Source organism: Solimonas aquatica, from assembly GCF_900111015.1.
Taxonomy (GTDB): Bacteria; Pseudomonadota; Gammaproteobacteria; order Nevskiales; family Nevskiaceae; genus Solimonas; species Solimonas aquatica.
Window position 1 is genome coordinate 115,592 of sequence record NZ_FOFS01000001.1, and the last position, 21,736, is coordinate 137,327.

Below are 21,736 nucleotides of genomic sequence, written 5' to 3' on the forward strand. Positions count from 1 at the left end.
GCGTTTTTTAGCAAGCTGCTAGGGTTCGTCCTCGTCGCCGCTCTCCACCAGCGCCCAGCGCATCTCGCCGCTGTGCCCGGGCCACTGCCGCTCCAGCACCAGGCGCCGGGCGCAGTGCGGGCAGACCAGGCCGCTGCCCTCCAGCGCGGAGGAGAAGCCCACCGGCTTGCCGCACAGCGGGCAGGGCAGGCTGGCCTGGGGCGCGGGCGCGGTGCCGAGCAGGCTGGCGGTGGCCTGGGCCAGCAGCGGCCGCACATCGATGGCATTGCTCGGATGCGCCACGCCGTTGCAGCTCAGCAGCTGCGTGGCGCCGGCCTCGCGCAGGGCGCTGTCCAGCGCTTCATCGCAGAGCGCGTGCACCACCACACACAGCGCCGGCGGATAGCCTCGCGCGCGCAGCAGGCGCAGCCCTTCGAGCAGGGTGGCGCCGGAGGCGGCGATGTCATCCACCAGCACCGGCTGCAGGCCGGCGTCCGGCGGCGGCAGCTCGCCCAGATCGATCTGCACCTGCCGATCACCCAGGCGTTTCTTGCCCAGCACCGCGCAGGGCACGCCCAGCTGCTGGGCCAGCGGCTGCAGCCATTGCGCGCTCTCGCGGTCCGGGCCGATCAGCAGCGGCCGGGTCAGACGCGGCCGCAGATGGGCGGCAATGGCCGGGGCCGCCGACAGTGCCACGCAGGGCACGGTGTAGATCTGGCTGAGACTGCGGATGCGGTGCAGATGCGGATCGAGCGTGACCAGGCCGTCGATCAGGCCGGACAGCCAGCTGGCGTAGTGGCGCGCCTGGATGCCCTGGCCGGACGCGAAGGCGCGGTCCTGGCGCAGATACGGCAGATAGGGCGCGGTCAGCAGGATGCGCCGCGCGCCCAGCTCGCGCAGCAGGCTGGCGGCGAAGTGCAGGGTCGCCATCTTCGCGTCCGGCTGCTCCAGGCTGCAGACCAGCACCGCATCGCGGCCCGCCACGCTGGCGCTCAGGCACAGACGCTGTTCGCCGTCGGGAAAGCGGTGGATCTCGGGGCGGCAGGGTTCACCGCCGCAGGCACTGGCGATGCCCAGGCCCAGGGCTTCATTGCCGGGGAGGATGCAAATCAGCGGCGCGGCTTGCATGGCATCAGGCCTCGATCAGCAGGATGTCGGGATGCGCCTGCGCGTAGGCGGCGGCGTAGGCCAGCTCGCCGGGCGATTCGGCATGCAGGGTGAACAGCAACTGGCCGCGCTGCAGCTGCGCGCCCAGATGCTGGTGCAGCTCCAGACCGGCCGCCGGCGAGCGCGGCGCACCGGCCAGCTTGGCGATGCGCGCCAGGCGGCGGTTGTCGATGCCGCGCAGCACGCCGCTGCGCGGCGCCTTGAAGATCTGCCGGTAGCTGGCCACCGGCGGCTCACGCAAACCACCCTGCGCCTCGCAGATGGCGAGAAACTTGGCGTAGGCCGCGCCGCTGTCCAGGGTCTGCTCGGCCAGGGCCAGGCCATTGCCGCCGGCCGCGCGCCCGCCCATTTCCAGCAGCCGGCCGGCCAGGCGCAGGCTGCGCTGACGCAGATCGGCGGGGGCGCCGGCGTCGCGGCGCAGCACCGCCAGCACATCCAGTGCTTCCAGCGCCGGGCCGATGCCGCGACCCACCGGCTGATTGCCGTCGCTGTACACGATCTCGATGCGCAGGCCGAAGGCCTGCGCCACCTCGCGCAGGCGCTGGCCCAGGGTCTGCGCGGCCTCATCGCTGCGCAGCTTGGCGGTCGGGCCCACCGGCACTTCCACCAGCAGGGCGGTGGCGCCGGCGGCGATCTTTTTCGACAGGATCGAGGCCACCAGCTGGCCCTCGCTGTCGAAGTCCAGCGGCCGCTCGACGCGGATCAGCACATCGTCGGCGGGGCTCAGGTTCATCGCGCCGCCCCAGGCCAGGCAGGCGTTCTCGCGCTCCACCACGCGGCGCAGGCTGGGCAGGTCCAGATCCACCGGCGCCAGCATCTCCATGGTGTCGGCGGTGCCGGCCGGCGAGGTGATGGCGCGCGAGGAAGTCTTGGGAATGGTCAGGCCGCAGGCCGCGACGATGGCCACCACGATCGGCGTGGTGCGGTTGCCGGGCAGGCCGCCGACGCAATGCTTGTCCAGCACCAGCTCGCGCTGCCAGTGCAGACGCTGGCCGCTGTCGACCATGGCCCGCGTCAGCTCGATGGTTTCATTCAGCGACAGGCGCTGACCGCCGCAGACGGTGACGAAGGCAGCCAGCTCCAGGCCCGAGTAGCGCCCGGCGGCGATGTCGTGCACCGCCGCCTGCAGGTCCTCGGCGCTGAAGCTGGCACCGAACACCTTGCCGCGCACCGCCGCGAAGGATTCGAGGGGATCGGGATGCGAGAGCGTCACCTCCTGATCCTCGTGCGCGTCCAGCGCGCGCCAGGCCGCTTCGGAGAGGCCGGCCTGGGTCTCGCCCAGCAGCGGCGGGTTCACGGTGTACAGCGTCGCCACCACGCTGCGGCCATCGAGCGAGAGCTTGACGCGCGACTGCGATTCGAAGCCTTCCGAACGGCACACCGGGCAGTCGCTGCGCAGGAACAGCACCGGTTCCTGGTAGGTGTCGATGCCGATGCGGTGCAGGCGCAGGGTCTGGCTCGGACGCGGCGCCGCCTCGCTGGCGGGCGCGCTGCCTTCCAGATTCACGCTCTGCAGATGTTCGGGCACGCTCACGCGCCAGCCGTAGCGCGCCTCGATCTGCTGGCGCAGCGCGTCGGCGGCCGCCGGTTCGCCGTGGGTGACGAAGACCTGTTGCGGCGCCTGGGTGAAGTGCGACAGCCAGTTCAGGATCTCGCCGGCATCGGCGTGTGCGGAGAGATTGCCGATGCTGGCCACTTCCGCGCGCACCGCCACGTACTCGCCGTGAATCTTGATGCTCTGCGCCCCCTCGGCGAGCGCGGCGCCGCGCGTGCCCGCGGCCTGAAAGCCGACCAGCAGGATGCTGTTGGCGGGATCGCCGGCGAAGGCTTTCAGGTGATGGATCACGCGTCCGCCCGTGGCCATGCCGCTGCCGGCGATGATCACCATCGGCCCCTTGCGGCGATTGAGCGCCTTGGAATCCTCCACGGTGTTGACGATCTGCGCGGTACGGCCCAGCGCCGCGCACTGCGCCTCGCTCAGGCGATGCTCGGTCTGATGCTGGCGGTAGAGCGTGGTGACATCCGCCGCCATCGGGCTGTTGAGATACACCGGCAGCGTGAGGGGCAGGCGCCCCGCCGCCTTCAGCTCGCCGATCGCCAGCAGCAGGGCCTGGGCGCGGCCCACCGCGAAGGACGGAATCACCACCACGCCGCCGCGCTCGATGCAGCGCGTGATCACCGCGCACAGCGCGTCCTGCGGGTTCTCGGTCTCGTGGTGGCGGTTGCCGTAGGTGGATTCCACCACCAGGTAATCGGCCTGTGCCACTGGTGTCGGCGGGCGCATGATCGGATCTTGCGCGCGGCCCAGATCGCCGCTGAACAGGATCGAGCCCTGCGCGCTGTGCAGGCGCAGCATCGCTGCGCCCAGGATGTGCCCGGCCGGCAGCAGCTGTGCGGTGAAGCCGCGCGCCGGCGTGAACTCGTGTTCGAAGTCCTGCGGCTCGAAACGCTCCAGGGCCTTGAGCGCGTCGGCCTCGGTGTACAGCGGCAGCGCGGGCTTGTGCCGCGAATAGCGGTGGCGGTTGGCGTACTCGGCCTCTTCCTCCTGCAGGCGGCCACTGTCCGGCAGCAGGATGCGGCACAACTCATAGGTGGCCTGGGTGCAGTACACGCGGCCGCGATAACCGTCGCGCACCAGCAGCGGCAGATAACCGGAATGATCGATGTGCGCATGCGTGAGCAGCACCGCATCGATCTCGCGCAGCGGCAGCGGCAAGGCGCTCCAGTTGCGCAGGCGCAGCTGCTTGTAGCCCTGGAACAGGCCGCAGTCCACCAAGAGCTGCGCGTGTTCGCCGCGCAGCAAGTACTTGGAGCCGGTCACCGTGCCGGCCGCACCGAGAAATTGCAGCTTCATGCGCGATCCTCTGCGAGCGGATACACAGCCTGCCGATGTGGCCGGCCTCAAGCCTTGATCATCATCATTTTGTTGCCGGCCTGCCGGGGCGGCCGGCCCGGCGGCCAGTGTCCTGCACGGTGGAACGCCCCGGCAAGGGCGGCGGCGACCGGAACGGGTGCGTGCGTCGCGGCTTGCTGTCGCGCTGGCCTTGAGGCTGTGACCCCGGCTCAGCTGGCGCGTCTGCCGGTTCTGGACGGGCGCGCGACGCCGAGCGTCTTGTTGCGGCCCGGGTCCGTCAGCTTGCCGAGCACCGGCATCACCACGACCTGGGCATGCAGCTCCGCCGCCTGACGGATCGGCATCGCCTGCGCCTCGCGCACCCACCAGGCCAGAAACTCGACGGTGCCGCCCACCAGCAGGCGTGTTGCCAGTTCGATGAGCGACCACTCGCTGGGCCGCGTGCGCGCCGCGGCGATGGCCAGCGCCGCCTTCAGCAGTGCCTCACGCAGCTTGCCGGCCGCGCCGCCGGTGAGAAAAGTCGCCCACAGCGCGCGATTCTGGTCCACATAACGGAACAGCGCCTCGGAGGCGGCCTTGGTGCGCCTGGCTTCCATCAGCGGCACCACCCGTTCATTCAGGCGCAGGATTTCCTCGGCGGCGAGGTCATCGAGCAGTGCTTCCTTGGTCTGGTGATGGCGATAGAAAGTGGCGTAACCGATGCCGGCCTGGGCGGCGATATCGCGAATGCCGATCTGATCCATCGTCCGGGTTTCGAGCAGCGTCAGCAGCGCCTGGCGCAGCGATGCGCGCGTGCGCACGGCGCGGGCGTCGCTGACGGTCGGAAGACGTTCGCGATAGGAATGGTTTCGGTGGGGCATCATGTATGGTTCGTGTCGAATGCCGCGCTTTCCGAAAGACCGCGAAGGCTCGGCGTTCACGGTCTGTGTGCCTGACGACATCCGTTGCCGGCGGCACTATAGGATGGCCACGGCAAGCCCAGCAATTCGCATGCGGTGCAAGAGGCGGGGCTCTATTCAGACAAGCAAGATGAGGGGCGCGATGTCCACGGCCGGCGTTTCGCGGCCGGCTGGCCTCGACGCCCCAAGGGAGATGTAAATGAGAGCAGTTGAAATCCTGCGTCAGGATCAGGACGGCGTGCTCAGCCCCTGTGAGCGGCCCAAGCCGGAGCCCAAGGCCGGCGAGGTGCTGCTGCGGGTCCGGGCTGCGGGCATCAATCGCCCCGATGTCCTGCAGCGCAAGGGTCTGTATCCGGTGCCGCCGGGCGTGACCGACATTCCCGGGCTGGAGGTCGCGGGCGAGATCGTCGCCGGTGATCTGGAGGACAGCGGCCTGAAGATCGGCGACAAGGTCTGTGCGCTGCTGCAGGGCGGGGGTTACGCCGAATACTGCACGGCGGCCACGGCCCTGTGCCTGCCGTATCCGCAGGGGCTCAGCGATGTCGAAGCCGCTTCGCTGCCGGAAACCTTCTTCACGGTGTGGAGCAATCTGTTTGATCGCGGCGAGCTGGCGCCGGGCGAGAGTGTGCTGGTGCAGGGCGGCAGCAGCGGCATCGGCGTGGCTGCGATCCAGCTGGCGCATGCGCGCGGTCATCGCGTGTTCGCCACTGCCGGTACCGCGGAGAAGGTCCGGGCCTGCGAGGCTCTGGGCGCCGAGCGCGGCATCAACTACCGCAGCGAGGATTTCGCGGCGGTGATCCGGGAAGCCACCGGCGGGCGCGGGGTGGACGTGATTCTCGACATGGTGGGCGGCGCTTACGTGCCCAGGGAGCTGTCCTGCCTGGCCGATGATGGCCGTCTGGTATTCATTGCACTGCTGGGCGGCGCCCAGGCGGAGATCGGCCTGGGGCCGATCCTGCTGCGGCGTCTCACCGTCACCGGCTCGACGCTGCGGCCGCGGGCGGTGGCCTTCAAGGCCAGGATCGCGCAGGCACTGCAGCGCGAAGTCTGGCCGCTGCTGGCCGCTGGCAGGATCAAGCCGGTGATCTACAAGACCTTCGCGCTGGAGCAGGCCGGTGAGGCGCAGCAGCTGATGGAGAGCAGCCAGCACATCGGCAAGATCGTGCTGACGCCCTGAAGGCTGTCGCGCGCCAGGCCAAGAAAGCCCCGCTGGTGCGGGGCTTTTTTTGCGCCGGCCAGGGATCCGCAGCGGCAGGCGAGCGGACTGCTTTGATCGTGGTCATGGTCCTCGCCCGGCGCGGCATGTTGCAGTGCCGGCTGGGAGACCGAGCGAGCCACTGGATGAAGCCCCTCAAAAAGATTCTGCTGGTTCTGTACCCGGAGCTGCGCAATTCCGCCGGACTGCGGCTGGCGCGTCAGCTCGCCGAGCGTTCCGGTGCGCAGTTGCAGCTGCTGCTCTGCGTCTTCGATCCGATGGTGGAGCTGGCCGCCGCGCGCGTCCAGCAGCTGGCCAAGGCGCAGCTGCTGCAGCAGCACAGCTTGTGGCTGGATCAGCTGGCCGCGCAGTGGCGCAATGCCGGCCTGCAGCTGCAGTGCGAGCTGTTCTGGACCGAGCACGCCGAGGAGGCGGTGGTGGCGCGCGCGCTGGAGCAGATGCCGGATCTGGTGATCCGCGATCTGGTCACGCCCGGCAACGAGCATGGTGAGCACGGCGAGCATGCGCCTGCGCTGAGCATGAGTGACTGGCGTCTGGCACGGCTGTGCCCGGCGCCCTTGCTGCTGCTGCGTCAGGATCGCGCAGGCCTGCCGCGACGCATTGCGGTGGCGGCCGACGTCGGGGTCGAGGCCGCGACGCCGACGCCCGCTGCCGGCAGCATCAACGATCTGCTTGCCACCACCGCGCTGCGCATGGCGATCTATGCGGGCGCCGAAACCCACGCGGTGTACAGCTTTCCGTATCGCCGTCCCAACCGCCGCCCGAGTGTGGTGGTGGGCATTTCCGCCAGCATCAGCCGTCTGCATCGCGAGGTGCACGATGCTGCGGTGGAAAACTTCCACCAGTTCGCGCGTGCCTATTCACTGCCGGAGGAGCGCGCGCACTGGCTCGATCCGCAGCAGGAACCGGCGCTGGCCCTGCAGCAGTTCGTGCGCGAGCAGCACATCGATCTGCTGGTGCTGGGCTCACGTCAGCACCGCCGTCTGGAGCGTCTGCTGCTGGGCAGTGTGTCGGAGTCCCTGCTGCGTCAGCTGCCCTGCAATCTGCTGCTGGTCAAGCCGCCGCAGTTCGCCGAAGACCTGCACCGCTATGTGGATGTGCCGGCGCTGCGCCAGCGTTACGATGAGCAGGCTGCGTCAGCCGACGTGGCCTGAACACGACTCATCTGGCGAGGGTTTATGTCCGGAATCAGAACGCTGGGCGTGCTGACCAGCGGCGGTGACTGTGCCGGTCTCAATGCGGTGATCCGCGCCGTGACCCATGCTGCGGTGCTGGAGCAGAACTGGCGGGTGCTGGGCATACTCGACGGCAGCCTGGGTCTGATCGAGCGGCCGCTGCGCTATCGCGAGCTGCACGCCGATGCCGGCGATCCGCTGTTGCTGCGCGGCGGCGGCACTTTCCTGGGCACCGTCAGCCACGGTGATCCTTTTCATTTCCAGATGCCCGATGGCAGCTTTCGTGATCGCTCGCAGGAATTCGCTGCCGGCGCCCGCGAGCTGGGGCTGGACGCGCTGGTGGTGATCGGGGGCGATGGTTCGATGCGGATCATGACGCCGCTGTGCCAGCGCGCCGGTCTGGCCATGGTCGGCATTCCCAAGACCATCGACAACGACGTCACCGGCACCGAATCCGCCGTGGGCTTCGCCACCGCCGTGCAGCTGGTGGCCGACTCGCTCGACCGTCTGCAGCCGACGGCGGCCAGCCAGCATCGGGTGATGGTGGTGGAGGTGATGGGCCGCAGCGCCGGACACATCGCCTTGCACGGCGGCATTGCCGGCGGCGCCGATGTCATCGTGCTGCCGGAGCTGGAGCTGAGCATCGAGGCGATGCTCGAACACATCGAAAACCAGTTGCAGGCGCGCCGCTATGGCGCGCTGGTGGTGATTGCCGAAGGCGCCCGTTTTCCGGACGCACCGGATCAGCCCGGCGCCGTCGGGCCCTGGCTGGCGCAGACCCTGCAGGCGCGCGGCGTGGAATCGCGCTGCACGGTGCTGGGCCATCTGCAGCGTGGCGGCGCGCCGGTGGCGCAGGATCGTCTGCTGGCCTCGGCCTTCGGCGTGCACGCGGTGAAGCTGCTGGCCGAAGGCCGCAGCGGACATATGGTGAGCTGGCAGCGCAGCGCGGTGACCGAGGTGGCCATCGGCAGGATCGCCAGCAGCGGGCCGCGTCTGGTCTGCGCCGACGATCCGCTGGTGCAGGTGGCGCGTCAGCTCGGCATCGCCATCGGGCGTGGCCGGGGCTGAAGCCCCGGCCACGCCGCACCTTCAGCCGCCGCGAACCTCGATGCGCTGCGCGCTGGGTTTCTTCACGGCGGCCTTGGGCAGCGCGACGGTCAGCACGCCGTCCTCGAACTCGGCGCTGATCTGCGCGATCTCGACGTCTCCCGGCACGGTGAAGCTGCGCGTGAAGCCGCCGTAGGCGCGCTCGATGCGATGGTGCTTCTGATCCTGCCCATCCTTTTCGAACTTGCGTTCGCCGGACAGGGTCAGCACGCCGATCTGCACATCGACTTTCACCGCGTCCTTGGCGACGCCGGCCAGCTCGGCCTTGACGGTGTCTGCTTGTCGGTTTCGGCGATATCGCGCCTTGCCTGGCGCGATTTCTGGCAGCAACGCAGCGGGTAACGTGAATGCCAACAGGCCCTCAGGGCATGATCGATCTCCGGTTCGATTGACGGGCCGTGGGGGTACGGCGCAGGCAGCATCCCGCGTGCCGGTGGTCATGGGGACGACCCCTGTCAATGACCTTCTTGGCCAGCGCAGTGACTGCACAGCGTGGCCTGCGGCAAGGCCTTCAGGCGCGGCTCCTCGATGACTTCGCCGCAGCGCTCGCAAATGCCGTAATGGCCTTCGGCCTCGCGGTGCAGCGCCCGCTCGACCTGGGCCAGATCGGCTGCAGTGCTTTGCTCCAGTCGGGCCAGCACATCCTCGTTTTCCAGCTCGGTGGCCTGTTCTGCGGAGTCGGCGCTCAAGGGTCCGGCGCGGCGCTGGCGGTCGGCACGGATGCGTTGCAGGCGGTCGTCGAGTTCACGGCGCAGGGTCTGCAGGCGGGGGCGGGGGTTGTCGATGGTGCTCATGGCAGTAGGTCCTGAAAATTGAGAAAGGCTCAGTCGCCAAGCCGTTCGCGCAGGCGCAGCAGTGCCTGGTTCTGAATCTGGCGGATGCGTTCGGCGGAGACGCCGTACTCGTCCGCCAGCTGCTGAAGCTCGCAGCGCTGCTGGTCTTCGCATAACCAGCGTCGCTGCACGATGTCGCGCGAACGCGCATCCAGGGCGCGCAGCGCCTTGTGCAGACGCGAGAGACGATGCGCCTGCCATTGCTGCCGCTCGACTTCGGCGGCGGTGTCCTGCGGCGCGGGCAGCACCTCGCCCCAGCTGCTGGCCTGTTCGTGATCCGCGCAGGGCGCATCGAGGGACAAATCGTGATGCGCCATGCGCGTTTCCATGCGGCGCAGCTCCTCGCAACCCACCTCCAGCTGCTGTGCAAGCGCCTCGGCCTGACTGAGCGTGAGCGCTGCCGTGCCGGACTTGGCGCTGCGCAGCCGGAAGAACAGCTTGCGCTGCGCCTTGGTGGTCGCGGTCTTGACGATGCGCCAGTTGGCAATCACGTAGTCGTGGATCGCGGCCTTGATCCAGTGCACGGCGAAGCCGATCAGCGCCACACCGCGCTGCGGATCGAAGCGCCGCACGGCTTTCATCAGGCCGATGTTGCCTTCCTGGATGAGATCTGCCAGCGGCAGGCCATAACCCCGATAGCCGCGCGCGATGTGCACCACATGACGCAGATTGCACAGCACCAGCTGGGTCGCGGCCTGCAGATCGTGGTGTTCGTGCAGCCGCTGCGCCAGTGCCAGCTCGGTCTGCCGGTCCAGTCGTGGCTGGCGCAGCACCGAGGCGATGTAGCTGTCCAGCGAGCGCGCCGACAGACCGGCGGCCAGGAACTCGGCCGGCATGTCGCAGCTCCTGCCCAGTGCCTCGATGCCCGCGCTCATCCATCGCTCTCCTGCAAAGGCCTGCTCCGTCATGTCCACAGGCTCGGTCAGCAGGCCGCTGCGGACATTGATGGCCATCAAACCCGGAGAGGCGATCATTGATGGCGGTCAGTACCGGCCCAGGGCGATGGGCGCAGGCTGGCCTTGGTGCTTTTTCCCGGAGTCACCATGCACTGCCAGCAGATCCTGCTCATCGTCGATCCCGGCATGTGCCGCACCCCGGCCTTCGACCGCGCGGTGCACCTGGCCTGCCGCAGCGGCGCGGCCCTGCATCTGCTGATGGTGGACTACCTCGGCAGCGTGGAAGCGGTGGGGCTGATCAATGCCGAGGTCATGAATCTGGCGCGAAGCGCGCATCTGGCCGAGCGCGAGGAATGGCTGCGCGAGCTGGCGCTGGAACTGCAGAGCCGGCATCTGCGGGTGAGCTGCCAGGTCCTGTGGGGACGACCGCTGCACGAGAAGATCGTTGCGCAGGTGCTGGCGTCCAAGCCTGATCTGGTGATCAAGGATCTGGCCACGACGCAGGGCCTGCGGCGCCTGCTGCTGAACTCGGTGGACTGGCAGCTGCTGCGCCTGTGTCCCGCGCCGCTTCTGCTCGTGCGTCAGGCCGCGCACAGTCCCAGCCATCGCATTCTGGCGGCGGTGGATCCATTGCATGAGGCGGAGCAGGCAGGCCAGCTCAACCAGCGCATCGTCGAAGCGGCGCAGTGGCTGTGCGCGATGGAACCCGCCGAGCTGCATCTGCTGCATGCCCACGGCGGCATGCCGCCGCTGCCCTTGCTTGATGCCACGGCCAGCACCGATCTGTTCAATCAGGCCTGTGAGCAGCTGCGGCAGATACGCCAGGAAAAGTTCATGGCGCTGGCGCAGCAGTACGCGCTGGGCCCCGAACAACTGCATCTGCTCGACGAGCTGCCGCAGGACGCCATCGTGCGCCTGAGTCAGGCGCTGAAGGCCGACACCCTGGTGCTGGGTACCGTGCAACGCAGCGGACTGGGCCGGGTACTGATGGGCAGTACCGCCGAGCGCGTGCTGTCGCAGCTGGACTGCGATGTGCTGGCGGTCAAGCCGCAGGGCTTCAGCGGCGATCTGCAGGCGCAGCTGCGCTGCGAGGCCGGCGCAAACACCTAGCAGGGCCCGCGGCGCACGGGGCGGACATCAGCAGATCCGGGAGCGGGCGGTCCGCCTGTTCCCGGGCATTCCCGCCAAGACAAAAACCCCAAAGAAAAACCCCCGCGGCTTCGCGCCGCGGGGGTTTATGTGCTGCGGGTACTGCTGCTTACTCGATGACGGTCAGTTCGACGCGGCGGTTGTTCTCGCGGCCGACCTCGGTCTCGTTGCTGTCGATCGGGCGCGTCTCGCCGTAACCCACCGGGCGCATGCGCTCGGCCTTGACGCTGTGCTCGGCGAGATAACGCTTCACCGAATTGGCGCGGCGCTCGGACAGGCCCAGGTTGTAGCTGTCCGAACCGATGTTGTCGGTGTGGCCGGACACTTCGACGTTGACGTTCGGGTAAGCCTGCAGGGTCTGCGCGACCTGATCCAGGATCGCCATCGCTTCCTTGGTCAGGCGGTCGGAGTCGAACTCGAACTTCACGCCCTTGAGGATGAAGCTCTGCTGCACGGCGCAGCCCTTGCTGTCGACCTGTTCGCCCGGACGCGGCTTGCGGCAGTCGCCGACCAGCGCGCAGCCGTTGGGCAGCACCTTGGCGCCCGGCGGCGAGTGCGGGCACTCGTCGAGATAATCCGGGATGCCGTCACCGTCGCTGTCCAGCGGGCAGCCGTTCGGACCCACGGCGACACCGGCGGGGGTGTTCGGGCACTTGTCGAGATCATCGGGCACGCCGTCGCCGTCGGCGTCGGCCGAGGAGCAGCCGTCGGCATTGACCTTGGTGCCGCGCGGGGTGCCCGGGCACTTGTCGAGGTAATCCGGCACGCCGTCGCCATCGCTGTCCAGCGGGCAGCCGCTCTGATCCACCTGCACGCCCTTGGGCGTGTTCGGGCACTTGTCGAGATAGTCGGGAACGCCGTCACCGTCCATGTCCACCGGGCAGCCGTTGGAATAGACCTGCACATTGGGCGGGGTGTTGGGGCACTTGTCGAGGCGATCCGGCACGCCGTCGCCGTCGCTGTCCTTCTCCTTGCCGCCGAAGGAGTAGCGCAGGCCCAGGCCGATGTTGTTGGCCTTGTACGAGAGCGTCTGCTTGCCGCCGTCGGTGGTGTCGAAGCTGGGGTCGTTGGCGCTGACGTAGCGATAATCCAGCGACAGCGTGGTGGTCTGGTTGATCAGGAAGCCCAGACCGGCGCCCAGCTGATAGGCAAAGCCGTTGTCATTGGAGCTGGCGCCCTGCGCGGACACTTCCGTGCGCTGATAGCCGAAGCCGGCGCCCAGATACGGCACCACGAAGCTGCCGAAGTCGAAGTCGTACCAGGCATTGAGCATCGCGCGGTACATCTTCTGGCTGGCATTGGAGCTCAGCTTGGTGGTGGCGCTGCTGCCGGTGAGCGTGATGCTGTCCCAGTCGGCCTGGGTGTACGAGAAATTGAATTCGGGGCGCAGGCCGCCTTCGAACAGATAACCGATGCCGAAGCCGCCACCGATGCCGCCCTTGTAGCTGACGCTGGTGTCGTAGATCTGCGCGGCGGTGCCCGGCGTGGCCGAGGTGCCGGGACCCAGCAGGCGCAACAGACAGCCGGTGCTGGTGGAGCCGGCGCCCAGCAGCGAGCCCAGGCCCAGCAGATTGCCCAGTGCGCAGCTGGTGGCGGAGGTGCCGGCCGTGGCCGGCTGCGTGGTGACGCCGTCGGCGTCCTGCGTCTGGGAGTAATAGGCGTCGAGATCGAAGTACCAGCCGGGCGAATAAGCATTGCCGACCGTACTGCCGAGCAGGCCGATGGCCGCAGCTCCCCCGAGCAACACATTGCGAACCTGTCTGCGCTTCATCAAAAAGCTCCCTGAATTTCGTGGTTTCTGCCCCAAGCCCGCGATTATGCCAACTCTGTTTTACGAACGACAGGCACGTGCCCGGATACAGTTCACACTGAAAACACTGCCGCTACGCAGGATGGCGAGGCTCGCATCTTCAAACCGCGTGCCCGCAGCGCTGTGCGCGGCCGCATTTTGCGCAAAAGGTGGTTCTGGCCGCTTCAGCGCGGCGCCGGGACCAGGGGTTGCGGGTTCACCGCCAGCCAGATCCGGCCATCGGCGCCCTGCTGCAGCTCGGTGTCCAGGCCGAAGACCTGCCGCATCCGCGCCGGCGTGATCACTTCGCGGGGCTGGCCGCAGGCCTGTACCCGGCCCTGGTGCAGCAGGCAGGCGCAGTCGGCATAGCTCAGCACCAGATTGGGATCGTGCAAGACCACGATGACCCCCACGCCGCGCGCCGCCCAGTCGCGCGCCAGGCGAAGGCAGGCGTGCTGATAGGCGAGGTCGAGGTGCGCGGTGGGCTCGTCCAGCAGCAGATAGCGGTCCGTGGCCGGATCGGCGTCCCAGATCTGCGCCAGCGTGCGCGCCAGTTGCACGCGGGCGCGTTCCCCGCCGGACAGCTGCGTGTAGAGACGCTGCTGCAGCGGGCTCACGCCGCAAACCGCCAGCGCCGCATCCAGCACGGCTTCGTCCTGACTGCGTCGTGCTGCATGCAGACGGCCCAGGCGCACCACCTCACGCGCCGTGAACGGGAAGGACAGGGCGTGCATCTGCGGCAGCACCGCGCGCTGGCGGGCCAGTGCGGGCAGCGGCCAGTCGCGCAGCTCGCGTCCGCTCAGGCTGACGCTGCCGCTGCTGCAGGGCCATTCGCCGGAGAGCAGGCGCAGCAGCGTGGATTTGCCGGCGCCATTGGGGCCGAGGATCGCATGCACTTTGCCGGGGGTGAATTGCAGATCGCAGGGTGCCAGCAGTTCGCGGCCTTGCTGACGGCAGGCGGCTTGCCGGGTGCTGAGCATCAGGCCAGCTCCGGGGCGTGGCGCCAGCGCAGCAGCAGGGCCAGGAAAAACGGTGCGCCGAGCAGGGCGGTGACGATGCCCACCGGCAGTTCGCCGGGCTGCATGGCCAGGCGTGCGGCCAGATCGGTGATCGAGAGCAGCAGCGCACCGCCCAGAAACGACAGCGGCAGCAGCGCGCGATGATCCGGCCCCACCAGCAGGCGCAGCACATGCGGCACCATCAGGCCGACAAAGCCGATCACGCCGGCGGCCGCCACTGCCAGGGCGCTGGCCAGTACCGCGAGCAGGATGCTGCGGCGCTTGAGCTGGCGCACTGCCACGCCGATATGCAGGGCCTCGGCCTCGCCCAGCAGCAGGGCGTTGAGCCCGGCGGCATGGCGCCAGAGCAGCAGGCCGGCGAGCAGGATGCCGCTCAGCGCAATCAGCACCTCCGTCCAGCCGGCGCGGCTCAGGGAGCCGAACAGCCAGAGCGTGATCACGCGCAGCGTGGGGTCGGCGCTGGCATAGGCAATCAGACCCAGCAGGCCGCCGGCCAGGGCGTTGACCGCCAGACCCGTCAGCAGCAGCGTCACCGGCTGGGTTTCGCCGTCCACCCGCGCCAGGCGCAGCACCAGCAGCGCCGCCGCCAGTGCGCCCAGCAGCGCTGCTGCCGGCACCAGCAGCTGCGCAGGCAGCAGGGGCAGCGCGGTCAGGCCGGCCAGCGCCGCTGCCGCCGCCACCGCCGCACCGCCGGAGACGCCGATGAAGCTGGGGTCGGCCAGCGGATTGCGCAGCACCGCCTGAAACGCGCAGCCGGCCAGGGCCAGGCCGCCGCCCACGCCGATGGCATTGAGCAGGCGCGGCAGACGCAGCTGCAGCAGCACCGTGTGTTGCAGCTCGGTGTGCGCATCGCCGCCGCGCAGGGCATCGAACAGCTCGCCGGGCGCCAGCGGCACCGCGCCGGCCAGCAGCGAGGCGGCGGCGGTGGCGAGCAAGAGCAGCAGCAGAACCAGCCCCAGGGCACGGGGCGGCAGTCGCATCGGGGAATTCATCCCGGCATTGTGCCAGTCCTGGTCCGGTTTGCCGGCACGATCCTCGCAAGTCGCTGATATACTGAGCCGCTTGTCGCGAGAGTGGCGGAATTGGTAGACGCACTGGATTTAGGTTCCAGCGCCGTAAGGCGTGCGAGTTCGAGTCTCGCCTTTCGCACCAACGCGAATAAAGACAGTCAATTCTTCAATCGGATTAGAGCCTTAAGAATGGAAGTTCATGTTGATTCCGCGGGCGGCCTGCGCCGCGAAATGCGTGTTCGCGTGCCGGCCGAGCAGGTCGCCAAGGCCGTCGACGAGCGTCTGAACAAGCTGGCCCGCCGCGCCAAGCTGCCGGGCTTCCGCCCGGGCAAGGCGCCGCGCAAGGTGATCGAGCAGCAGTACGGTCCGACCGCCCGCTACGAGGCGATCTCCGACGTGATTCAGGAGACCTATCCGCAGGCGGTGACCCAGGCCGGCGTCAATCCGGCCGGCCAGCCCAAGATCGACATCACGGCCGAGAAGGAAGGCGAGGCCTTCGAGTACGTCGCGCACTTCGAGGTGTATCCGGAAGTGCAGCTCAACGCCCTGGACCAGCTGGCCATCGAGCGGCCGCTGGTGACGGTGGGCGAGGCCGATGTGGATCGCCTGATCGGCAATCTGCGCAAGGCCCGTCGCACGTTCAACGAAGTCAGCCGCGCCGCGCAGAACGGCGATCAGGTCAAGATCGATTTCCTGGGCAAGGTGGACGGTGAAGCCTTCGCTGGCGGCGAGGGCAAGGACGTGCAGTTCGAGATCGGCGAAAGCCGCTTCCTGCCCGATCTGGAAAACGGCGTGGTCGGCCACAGCGCCGGCGAAAGCTTCGTGGTGGACGTGAAGTTCCCCGAGGACTACCGCGCCGAGAATCTCAAGGGCAAGACCGCGCAGTTCGAGGTCACGCTCAAGCAGGTCAACGAGCCCAAGCTGCCCGAGATCGACGCCGAGTTTCTCAAGGCGCATCAGGTTGAAGAAGGCGCGGGCGAAGCCGGTCTGCGTGCCAAGTGCCAGGCCGCGCTGGAGAAAGAGCGCGACAAGGCGGTGGCCAACCGCCTCAAGAGCCAGGCGCTGGAGCAGCTGCTGCAGCGCAATCCGCTGGAGCTGCCGCGTGCGCTCATCGAGCAGGAAATCCCGAATCTGCGCCGCGAAGCCGCCGCGCGCATGAACATGGCCAATGTCGATGCCGCCAAGCAGGCCGAACTGCTGCCGGACCAGCTCTTCGAGCAGACCGCCAGCCGCCGCGTGGCCCTGGGTCTTCTGATCGGTGAAGTGATCAAGGCCAAGGACATCAAGCTCGATGCCGCGCGCGTCGAAGCCGCCCTGGACGGCATGGCCGGTGATTACGAGCAGCCCGAGCAGGTCAAGGCCTACTACCGCTCGCGTCCCGAGCTGATGCAGGGCCTGCGCGCCATGGCGCTGGAAGACCAGGTGGTGGATGCCCTGCTCAGCGGCGCCTCGGTGACCGAGCAGACCCTGAGCCTGGAGCAGCTGCTGAACCCGCAGGCGCCGAACTAAGGGCCGTTCATCGGCGGGCCTTGCAACTCGCGCAGGCGTCTCCACTACGGTAGTGGGGACGCCTGCCAAATCCCCCCAGATTGTCACACCTACCGGACCTCAAGAAGCCTGCCATGACCGATATGCTGACCCGCTCCCAGCTGGTGCCGATGGTGGTCGAACAGACCGCCCGCGGCGAGCGCGCCTTCGACATCTTTTCGCGCCTGCTCAAGGAGCGCGTGATTTTCATCACCGGCCCGATCGAAGATCACATGGCCAATCTGGTGGTGGCGCAGCTGCTGTTCCTGGAATCGGAAAACCCGGACAAGGACATCCACCTGTACATCAACTCGCCGGGTGGTGTGATCACCGCCGGCCTGTCGATCTACGACACCATGCGTTTCATCAAGCCGGACGTCTCGACCATGGTGATCGGTCAGGCGGCCAGCATGGGCGCTTTCCTGCTGTCGGCCGGTGCCAAGGGCAAGCGTTATGCCCTGCCCAATGCCCGCGTGATGATCCACCAGCCCTCGGGCGGCGCCCAGGGCCAGGCCAGCGACATCGAAATCCAGGCCCGCGAGATCCTCTATCTGCGCGAACGGCTCAACAAGCTGATGGCCGAGCACACCGGTCAGGCGCTGGACAAGATCGAGCGTGACGTGGAGCGTGACTACTTCATGAACGCAGAGGCCGCCAAGGAATATGGGCTGATCGACCACATTCTGGCCCAGCGTAGCGGTTCGGCTGCCTGAACGGGACGCCCGAGGCTGAAGTTTTGCAGAAGAATGACGCTGTGCTATACAGAAGTCGCCGGACGTTAGCGGTCCGGACGAGGATGTGAAATGAGCAATGAAACGCGAGGTGGTGCCCACAGCGGCCGAGTGCTGTACTGCTCTTTCTGCGGAAAGAGCGAGCACGAGGTGCGCAAGCTGATTGCGGGCCCCTCGGTCTATATCTGCGATGAGTGCGTTGACCTGTGCAACGACATCATCCGCGAGGAAGTCCACGCCAAGCCGCAGACCAAGGGTCTGCCCAAGCCGCACGAGATCCGTGCGGTGCTGGATGAATACGTGATCGGCCAGGAAACGGCCAAGAAGATTCTTTCGGTGGCGGTGTACAACCACTACAAGCGTCTGTCGCTGAAAGGCACGGACGGGGTGGAAATCGCCAAGAGCAACATCCTGCTGATCGGTCCCACCGGCTCGGGCAAGACCCTGCTGGCCGAGACCCTGGCGCGCCTGCTCGATGTGCCCTTCGCCATCGCCGATGCCACCACGCTGACCGAAGCCGGCTATGTCGGCGAGGACGTGGAGAACATCATCGCGCGCCTGCTGCAGAAGTGCGATTACGACGTCGAGAAGGCACAGCGCGGCATCGTCTACATCGACGAGATCGACAAGATCTCGCGCAAGAGCGAAAACCCCAGCATCACCCGCGACGTCTCCGGCGAGGGTGTGCAGCAGGCCCTGCTCAAGCTGATCGAAGGCACCATCGCCAGCGTGCCGCCGCAGGGTGGCCGCAAGCATCCGCAGCAGGAGTTCCTGCAGGTCAACACGGCCAGCATCCTGTTCATCTGCGGCGGCGCTTTCGCGGGCCTGGACAAGGTCATCCAGCAGCGTTCCGAGCGCACCGGCATCGGCTTTGCCGCCGAGGTGAAGTCGGACAAGGACAGCAAGCACATCAACGAGCTGATGGCCAAGGTCGAGCCGGATGATCTGATCCGCTTCGGCATGATTCCGGAGTTCATCGGCCGTCTGCCGGTGGCAGCGGTGCTCGAAGAGCTGGACGAGGTGGCCCTGATGTCCATCCTGCGCGAGCCGAAGAACGCCCTGGTCAAGCAGTACGCCAAGCTGTTCAACATGGAAGGCGTGCAGCTGGAAATCCGCGACGACGCCCTGCGCGCCATCGCGCGCAAGGCCAAGGAACGCAAGACCGGCGCGCGCGGCCTGCGCACCATCATGGAAAACATGCTGCTGGACGTGATGTACGACCTGCCGTCGATGCAGAACGTCAGCAAGGTGGTGGTGGACGAGGCGGTGGTGAAGGGTGAGGCCAAGCCTTTCATCGTCTACGAGAACGCCGAAGCCAAGCGCGAGAAGAGTTCGGCGGCGTAAAGCCCGGCAAGCGCACGAAGCAGTCGCAAGAGCCCCGCAAGGGGCTCTTTGCATTTCAGGCGCCGCCGAGCAGACCCAGGAACGCTTTGAGCGAGGCGCTGGGGCTGCTGTTGCGCAGGCTCACCCGATACAGCGGCCGCTCGATCTTCAGATTCTTGACCGGCACCACCGTGAGCGTGTGCGCGCGCAGTTCGGTCTGCACCGCCACCGCCGAGAGAAACGCCAGGCCCAGGCCGGTGGCGACGGTCTGCTTGATCGCCTCGCTGCTGGCCAGGGTCATCGCCGGGCGAATGGCCAGACGCTTGCCGGCCAGGGCTTTTTCGGTGATCGCGCGGGTGCCGGAACCCACCTCATGCATGAACAGCGGAAACTCGCTCAAGGCCGACAGCGGCAGGGGCGCGCGCCGGCAGGCGGGATGCTTGGGCGCTGCGATCAGCACCAGCTCGTCCTGGGCGAAGACCCGGTATTCGAGCAGCTCGCTGCCTTCCACGCCTTCGGCAAAACCGATATCGATTTCGCCGGCCAGCAGCTTGGTTTCGATGGCACGGGTGTTCTCCACCTGCAGCGACAGCTCCACCGCCGGATGGCGGCGGCGGAACTCCGCGAGCAGCGGCGGCAGCAGATAGGCGCCGATGGTGCGGCTGGCGCCGATGGCGATGCGTCCGCGCGTGAGCTGGCGCAGGTCGCCGAGGGCCTGTTCGGCTTCGGCCTCCAGGGCGAACAGGCGGTTGGCATAGCCCAGCAGCAGCTTGCCGGCTTCGGTGAGCCGCACGCCGCGCGGCAGGCGGTCGAAGAGATTCACCTTCAGCGCACGCTCGAACTCGGCGAGCTGCTTGGACACCGCCGACTGGCTGATATGCAGCTGCGCGGCGCCGGCACTGATGCTGCCGCGCAGCGCCACGGCCTGGAAGATGGCGAGATGGTTGAGGTTCATGCCCGGCCATTCTGCCATGAAGAAAAGAGAAGGATCGTATCGCTATCTTGCCTTTTTCTTATGCGTGGCCCAGGCCTACAATCTTCAGTGGACTGTGAACCCGCAGTCGCCAAACAAACACCATCCTCAGGAACTCCCAGCGTGACCGAACAGAAAGCGACGAATGTGCATTGGCACGAAGGTGAAGTGAGCCGTGCCGACCGCGGCCAGCTGCTCAAGCAGAAGGGCGCCACGCTCTGGTTCACCGGCCTGTCCGGCTCCGGCAAGAGCACGGTGGCGGTGGCGCTGGAGAAAGTGCTCTATGCGCAGGGCCGTCTGGCCTATCGCCTGGACGGCGACAATGTGCGCCTGGGCATCAACAAGAATCTGGGCTTCTCGGCCGAGGATCGCGCCGAGAACATCCGCCGCATCGGCGAGATCGCCAAGCTGTTCGTGGACGCCGGCGTGATCGTGCTGTCCAGCTTCGTCTCGCCCTATCGCGCCGACCGCGATCTGGTGCGCAAGCTGCACGAGGATGCCGGCATGGACTTCATCGAAGTCTATGTCGATGTGCCGCTGGCGGAGGCCGAGAAGCGCGATCCCAAGGGCCTGTACAAGAAGGCCCGCGCCGGTCAGATCAAGAACTTCACCGGCATCGACGATCCCTACGAAGCACCCGAGAAGCCCGAGCTGGTGCTGCCCAGTCACCAGATGAGCCTGGAGCAGGAAGTCGAAGCCCTGCTCAAGCTGCTGCAGGCGCGCGGCATCCTGCCGGCCTGAGTTTTCCCCTTAAACGTCTCCGATTCGAGAATCCCCATGATCAAGCCGCACGGCTCTGACACCCTGCTGCCCCGTTTCGTCTACGACAACGCGCGTCATGCGCAGCTGGCCAAGGAAGCCGAGAGCCTGCCCAGCCTGCTGCTCAACTCCGCCGCCGCCGCCAACGCCGTGATGCTGGGCGCGGGCTACTTCAACCCGCTGGCCGGCTATATGGACAAGGCCGATGCGCTGGGCGTGGCGAAGAACCTCAAGACGGTTGGCGGCCTGTTCTGGCCGGTGCCGATCGTTAACCTCACCAAGGAAGCCGGGGTGAAGACCGGCCGCCTGGCGCTGCGCGACCCCAACGTCGAAGGTCACCCGGTGCTGGCGGTGATGGACGTGCAGAAGATCGAGACCGTCAGCGATGACGAACTCAAGCTGATGGCCAAGGAAATCTTCGGCACCCTGGACGAGAAGCATCCGGGCGTGCAGACCTTCCTGGCCCTGGGCAACACTCTGCTGTCCGGCCCCATCGACGTCCTGAACTTCAGCTACTTCCAGAGCGAGTTTCCGGACACCTTCCGCACCGCGGTGGAAATCCGCAACGAGATCGCCGAACGCGGCTGGAAGAAGGTGGTGGCCTTCCAGACCCGCAACCCCATGCATCGCGCCCACGAAGAGCTGTGCCGCATGGCGCACGAGCGCCTGGGCACCGACGGCATCGTGATCCACATGCTGCTGGGCAAGCTCAAGGCCGGTGACATCCCGGCGCCGGTGCGCGACGCCGCGATCCGGACCATGGTGGAAAACTACTTCCCGAAGAACACGGTGATGATCACCGGCTACGGCTTCGACATGCTCTACGCCGGCCCGCGCGAGGCCGTGCTGCATGCGGTGTTCCGCCAGAACATGGGCGCCGACTATCTGATCGTGGGCCGCGACCACGCCGGCGTGGGCGACTACTACGGTCCCTTCGACGGCCAGACCATCTTCGACGAGAAGGTGCCGGCCGGTGCGCTGGACATCCAGATCTTCCGCGCCGACAACACCGCCTACAGCAAGAAGCTCAACCGCGTGGTGATGATGCGTGAAGCGCCGGATCATGTGCCGGATGACTTCATCAATCTTTCAGGTACCAAGGTTCGCCAGATGCTGGGTCAGGGCATCGCTCCGCCGCCCGAGTTCTCGCGTCCGGAAGTGGCTAAAATCCTGATGGATTACTACCAGGAACTCGACCGCAAGGCATAATTACGGGCTGCCCGTAGCCGCGCAGGGTCGTCGGGCCCGCCGCCAGTTTCTGGCGGCGGGCTTTACTTTTGTATGGCCTGATTCCTGCGTAACGTCGGCAGTATCCCGTCCTCACGAACCG

19 protein-coding genes, 1 tRNA gene and 1 pseudogene are annotated in these 21,736 nt (G+C 67.4%); 10 read left to right on the forward strand and 11 right to left on the reverse strand.

The features are described 5' to 3' along the window. Positions 1 to 18: 18 nt before the first annotated feature. The 4 genes and pseudogenes from BMY12_RS00510 to BMY12_RS00520 all read right to left on the reverse strand — a co-directional run bounded on the left by BMY12_RS00510 (position 19) and on the right by BMY12_RS00520 (position 4,863). Positions 19 to 1,107: a ribose-phosphate diphosphokinase gene (locus tag BMY12_RS00510; protein ID WP_093280610.1), complete on the reverse strand. Its 1,089-nt coding sequence runs from the start codon at positions 1,105 to 1,107 to the stop codon at positions 19 to 21. 4 nt (positions 1,108 to 1,111) lie between these two features. Then, positions 1,112 to 2,647: a thymidine phosphorylase family protein gene (locus tag BMY12_RS20850; RefSeq protein WP_177188808.1), complete on the reverse strand. Its 1,536-nt coding sequence runs from the start codon at positions 2,645 to 2,647 to the stop codon at positions 1,112 to 1,114. After that, positions 2,645 to 4,000 (reverse strand): annotated as a pseudogene (locus tag BMY12_RS20855) (MBL fold metallo-hydrolase RNA specificity domain-containing protein); the annotation flags it as partial. The gene BMY12_RS20850 and the pseudogene BMY12_RS20855, both read right to left, overlap by 3 nt. A 209-nt stretch (positions 4,001 to 4,209) precedes the next feature. Beyond that, positions 4,210 to 4,863, reverse strand: a complete 654-nt coding sequence (locus BMY12_RS00520) for a TetR/AcrR family transcriptional regulator (protein WP_177188770.1) — start codon at positions 4,861 to 4,863, stop codon at positions 4,210 to 4,212. Between the two features lie 235 nt (positions 4,864 to 5,098). On the opposite strand from BMY12_RS00520, the gene BMY12_RS00525 reads away from it, so the two are divergent. The 3 genes from BMY12_RS00525 to BMY12_RS00535 all read left to right on the forward strand — a co-directional run bounded on the left by BMY12_RS00525 (position 5,099) and on the right by BMY12_RS00535 (position 8,358). Further along, the gene (locus tag BMY12_RS00525; protein WP_093280612.1) at positions 5,099 to 6,076 is read left to right on the forward strand and encodes an NAD(P)H-quinone oxidoreductase; all 978 of its coding nucleotides are present in this window, start codon (positions 5,099 to 5,101) and stop codon (positions 6,074 to 6,076) included. Positions 6,077 to 6,240: 164 nt separating this feature from the next. Beyond that, positions 6,241 to 7,269, forward strand: coding sequence for a universal stress protein (locus tag BMY12_RS00530; protein WP_177188771.1), 1,029 nt, complete (start codon positions 6,241 to 6,243; stop codon positions 7,267 to 7,269). Between the two features lie 24 nt (positions 7,270 to 7,293). Continuing rightward, positions 7,294 to 8,358: an ATP-dependent 6-phosphofructokinase gene (locus BMY12_RS00535; protein WP_093280621.1), complete on the forward strand. Its 1,065-nt coding sequence runs from the start codon at positions 7,294 to 7,296 to the stop codon at positions 8,356 to 8,358. A 21-nt stretch (positions 8,359 to 8,379) separates the two neighbouring features. Here BMY12_RS00535 and BMY12_RS00540 read toward each other — a convergent pair whose 3' ends face one another. From BMY12_RS00540 to rpoH, 3 genes are read right to left on the reverse strand one after another with little or no spacing between them, the layout of a single operon-like run. Further along, positions 8,380 to 8,838 carry an Hsp20/alpha crystallin family protein gene (locus BMY12_RS00540; protein WP_093280623.1) on the reverse strand — a complete coding sequence of 153 codons (459 nt, stop codon included), beginning with the start codon at positions 8,836 to 8,838 and terminating at the stop codon, positions 8,380 to 8,382. 14 nt (positions 8,839 to 8,852) lie between these two features. After that, the gene (locus BMY12_RS00545; protein ID WP_093280624.1) at positions 8,853 to 9,191 is read right to left on the reverse strand and encodes a TraR/DksA family transcriptional regulator; all 339 of its coding nucleotides are present in this window, start codon (positions 9,189 to 9,191) and stop codon (positions 8,853 to 8,855) included. A 29-nt stretch (positions 9,192 to 9,220) separates the two neighbouring features. Further along, the gene (gene rpoH, locus BMY12_RS00550) at positions 9,221 to 10,105 is read right to left on the reverse strand and encodes an RNA polymerase sigma factor RpoH (RefSeq protein ID WP_245732286.1); all 885 of its coding nucleotides are present in this window, start codon (positions 10,103 to 10,105) and stop codon (positions 9,221 to 9,223) included. A gap of 168 nt (positions 10,106 to 10,273) precedes the next feature. Between rpoH and BMY12_RS00555 the strand changes: the two genes are divergently transcribed. Then, positions 10,274 to 11,236 (forward strand): universal stress protein, encoded by a 963-nt coding sequence (locus BMY12_RS00555; protein WP_093280625.1) that lies wholly within the window; start codon positions 10,274 to 10,276, stop codon positions 11,234 to 11,236. A 148-nt stretch (positions 11,237 to 11,384) separates the two neighbouring features. On the opposite strand, the gene BMY12_RS20745 is transcribed toward BMY12_RS00555, so the two are convergent. The 3 genes from BMY12_RS20745 to BMY12_RS00570 all read right to left on the reverse strand — a co-directional run bounded on the left by BMY12_RS20745 (position 11,385) and on the right by BMY12_RS00570 (position 15,063). Then, positions 11,385 to 13,046: an OmpA family protein gene (locus BMY12_RS20745; protein ID WP_177188772.1), complete on the reverse strand. Its 1,662-nt coding sequence runs from the start codon at positions 13,044 to 13,046 to the stop codon at positions 11,385 to 11,387. 203 nt (positions 13,047 to 13,249) lie between these two features. Continuing rightward, positions 13,250 to 14,044, reverse strand: coding sequence for a heme ABC transporter ATP-binding protein (locus tag BMY12_RS00565; RefSeq protein WP_093280626.1), 795 nt, complete (start codon positions 14,042 to 14,044; stop codon positions 13,250 to 13,252). Continuing rightward, positions 14,044 to 15,063, reverse strand: coding sequence for a FecCD family ABC transporter permease (locus tag BMY12_RS00570; RefSeq protein ID WP_218140016.1), 1,020 nt, complete (start codon positions 15,061 to 15,063; stop codon positions 14,044 to 14,046). The genes BMY12_RS00565 and BMY12_RS00570 overlap by 1 nt, the downstream gene beginning before the upstream one ends. Positions 15,064 to 15,150: 87 nt before the next feature. On the opposite strand from BMY12_RS00570, the gene BMY12_RS00575 reads away from it, so the two are divergent. From BMY12_RS00575 to clpX, 4 genes are all read left to right on the forward strand, one after another. Next, positions 15,151 to 15,235: transfer RNA gene (locus BMY12_RS00575), tRNA-Leu, on the forward strand. 47 nt (positions 15,236 to 15,282) lie between these two features. After that, entirely contained in the window at positions 15,283 to 16,602 is a 1,320-nt protein-coding gene (tig, locus tag BMY12_RS00580; RefSeq protein WP_093280633.1) for a trigger factor, read from the forward strand. A gap of 113 nt (positions 16,603 to 16,715) precedes the next feature. Further along, positions 16,716 to 17,333, forward strand: a complete 618-nt coding sequence (gene clpP, locus BMY12_RS00585; RefSeq protein ID WP_093280634.1) for an ATP-dependent Clp endopeptidase proteolytic subunit ClpP — start codon at positions 16,716 to 16,718, stop codon at positions 17,331 to 17,333. 90 nt (positions 17,334 to 17,423) lie between these two features. Further along, the gene (gene clpX, locus BMY12_RS00590) at positions 17,424 to 18,695 is read left to right on the forward strand and encodes an ATP-dependent Clp protease ATP-binding subunit ClpX (RefSeq protein WP_093280635.1); all 1,272 of its coding nucleotides are present in this window, start codon (positions 17,424 to 17,426) and stop codon (positions 18,693 to 18,695) included. Between the two features lie 55 nt (positions 18,696 to 18,750). Here the strand turns inward: clpX and BMY12_RS00595 are convergent, their stop codons facing one another. Beyond that, positions 18,751 to 19,629 carry a LysR family transcriptional regulator gene (locus BMY12_RS00595; RefSeq protein ID WP_093281597.1) on the reverse strand — a complete coding sequence of 293 codons (879 nt, stop codon included), beginning with the start codon at positions 19,627 to 19,629 and terminating at the stop codon, positions 18,751 to 18,753. A gap of 141 nt (positions 19,630 to 19,770) precedes the next feature. Here BMY12_RS00595 and cysC point away from each other — a divergent pair, with 141 nt between their 5' ends. Continuing rightward, positions 19,771 to 20,388, forward strand: coding sequence for an adenylyl-sulfate kinase (gene cysC / locus BMY12_RS00600; RefSeq protein ID WP_093280636.1), 618 nt, complete (start codon positions 19,771 to 19,773; stop codon positions 20,386 to 20,388). A gap of 36 nt (positions 20,389 to 20,424) precedes the next feature. Then, the gene (gene sat, locus BMY12_RS00605) at positions 20,425 to 21,615 is read left to right on the forward strand and encodes a sulfate adenylyltransferase (RefSeq protein WP_093280637.1); all 1,191 of its coding nucleotides are present in this window, start codon (positions 20,425 to 20,427) and stop codon (positions 21,613 to 21,615) included. Positions 21,616 to 21,736 lie beyond the last annotated feature (121 nt).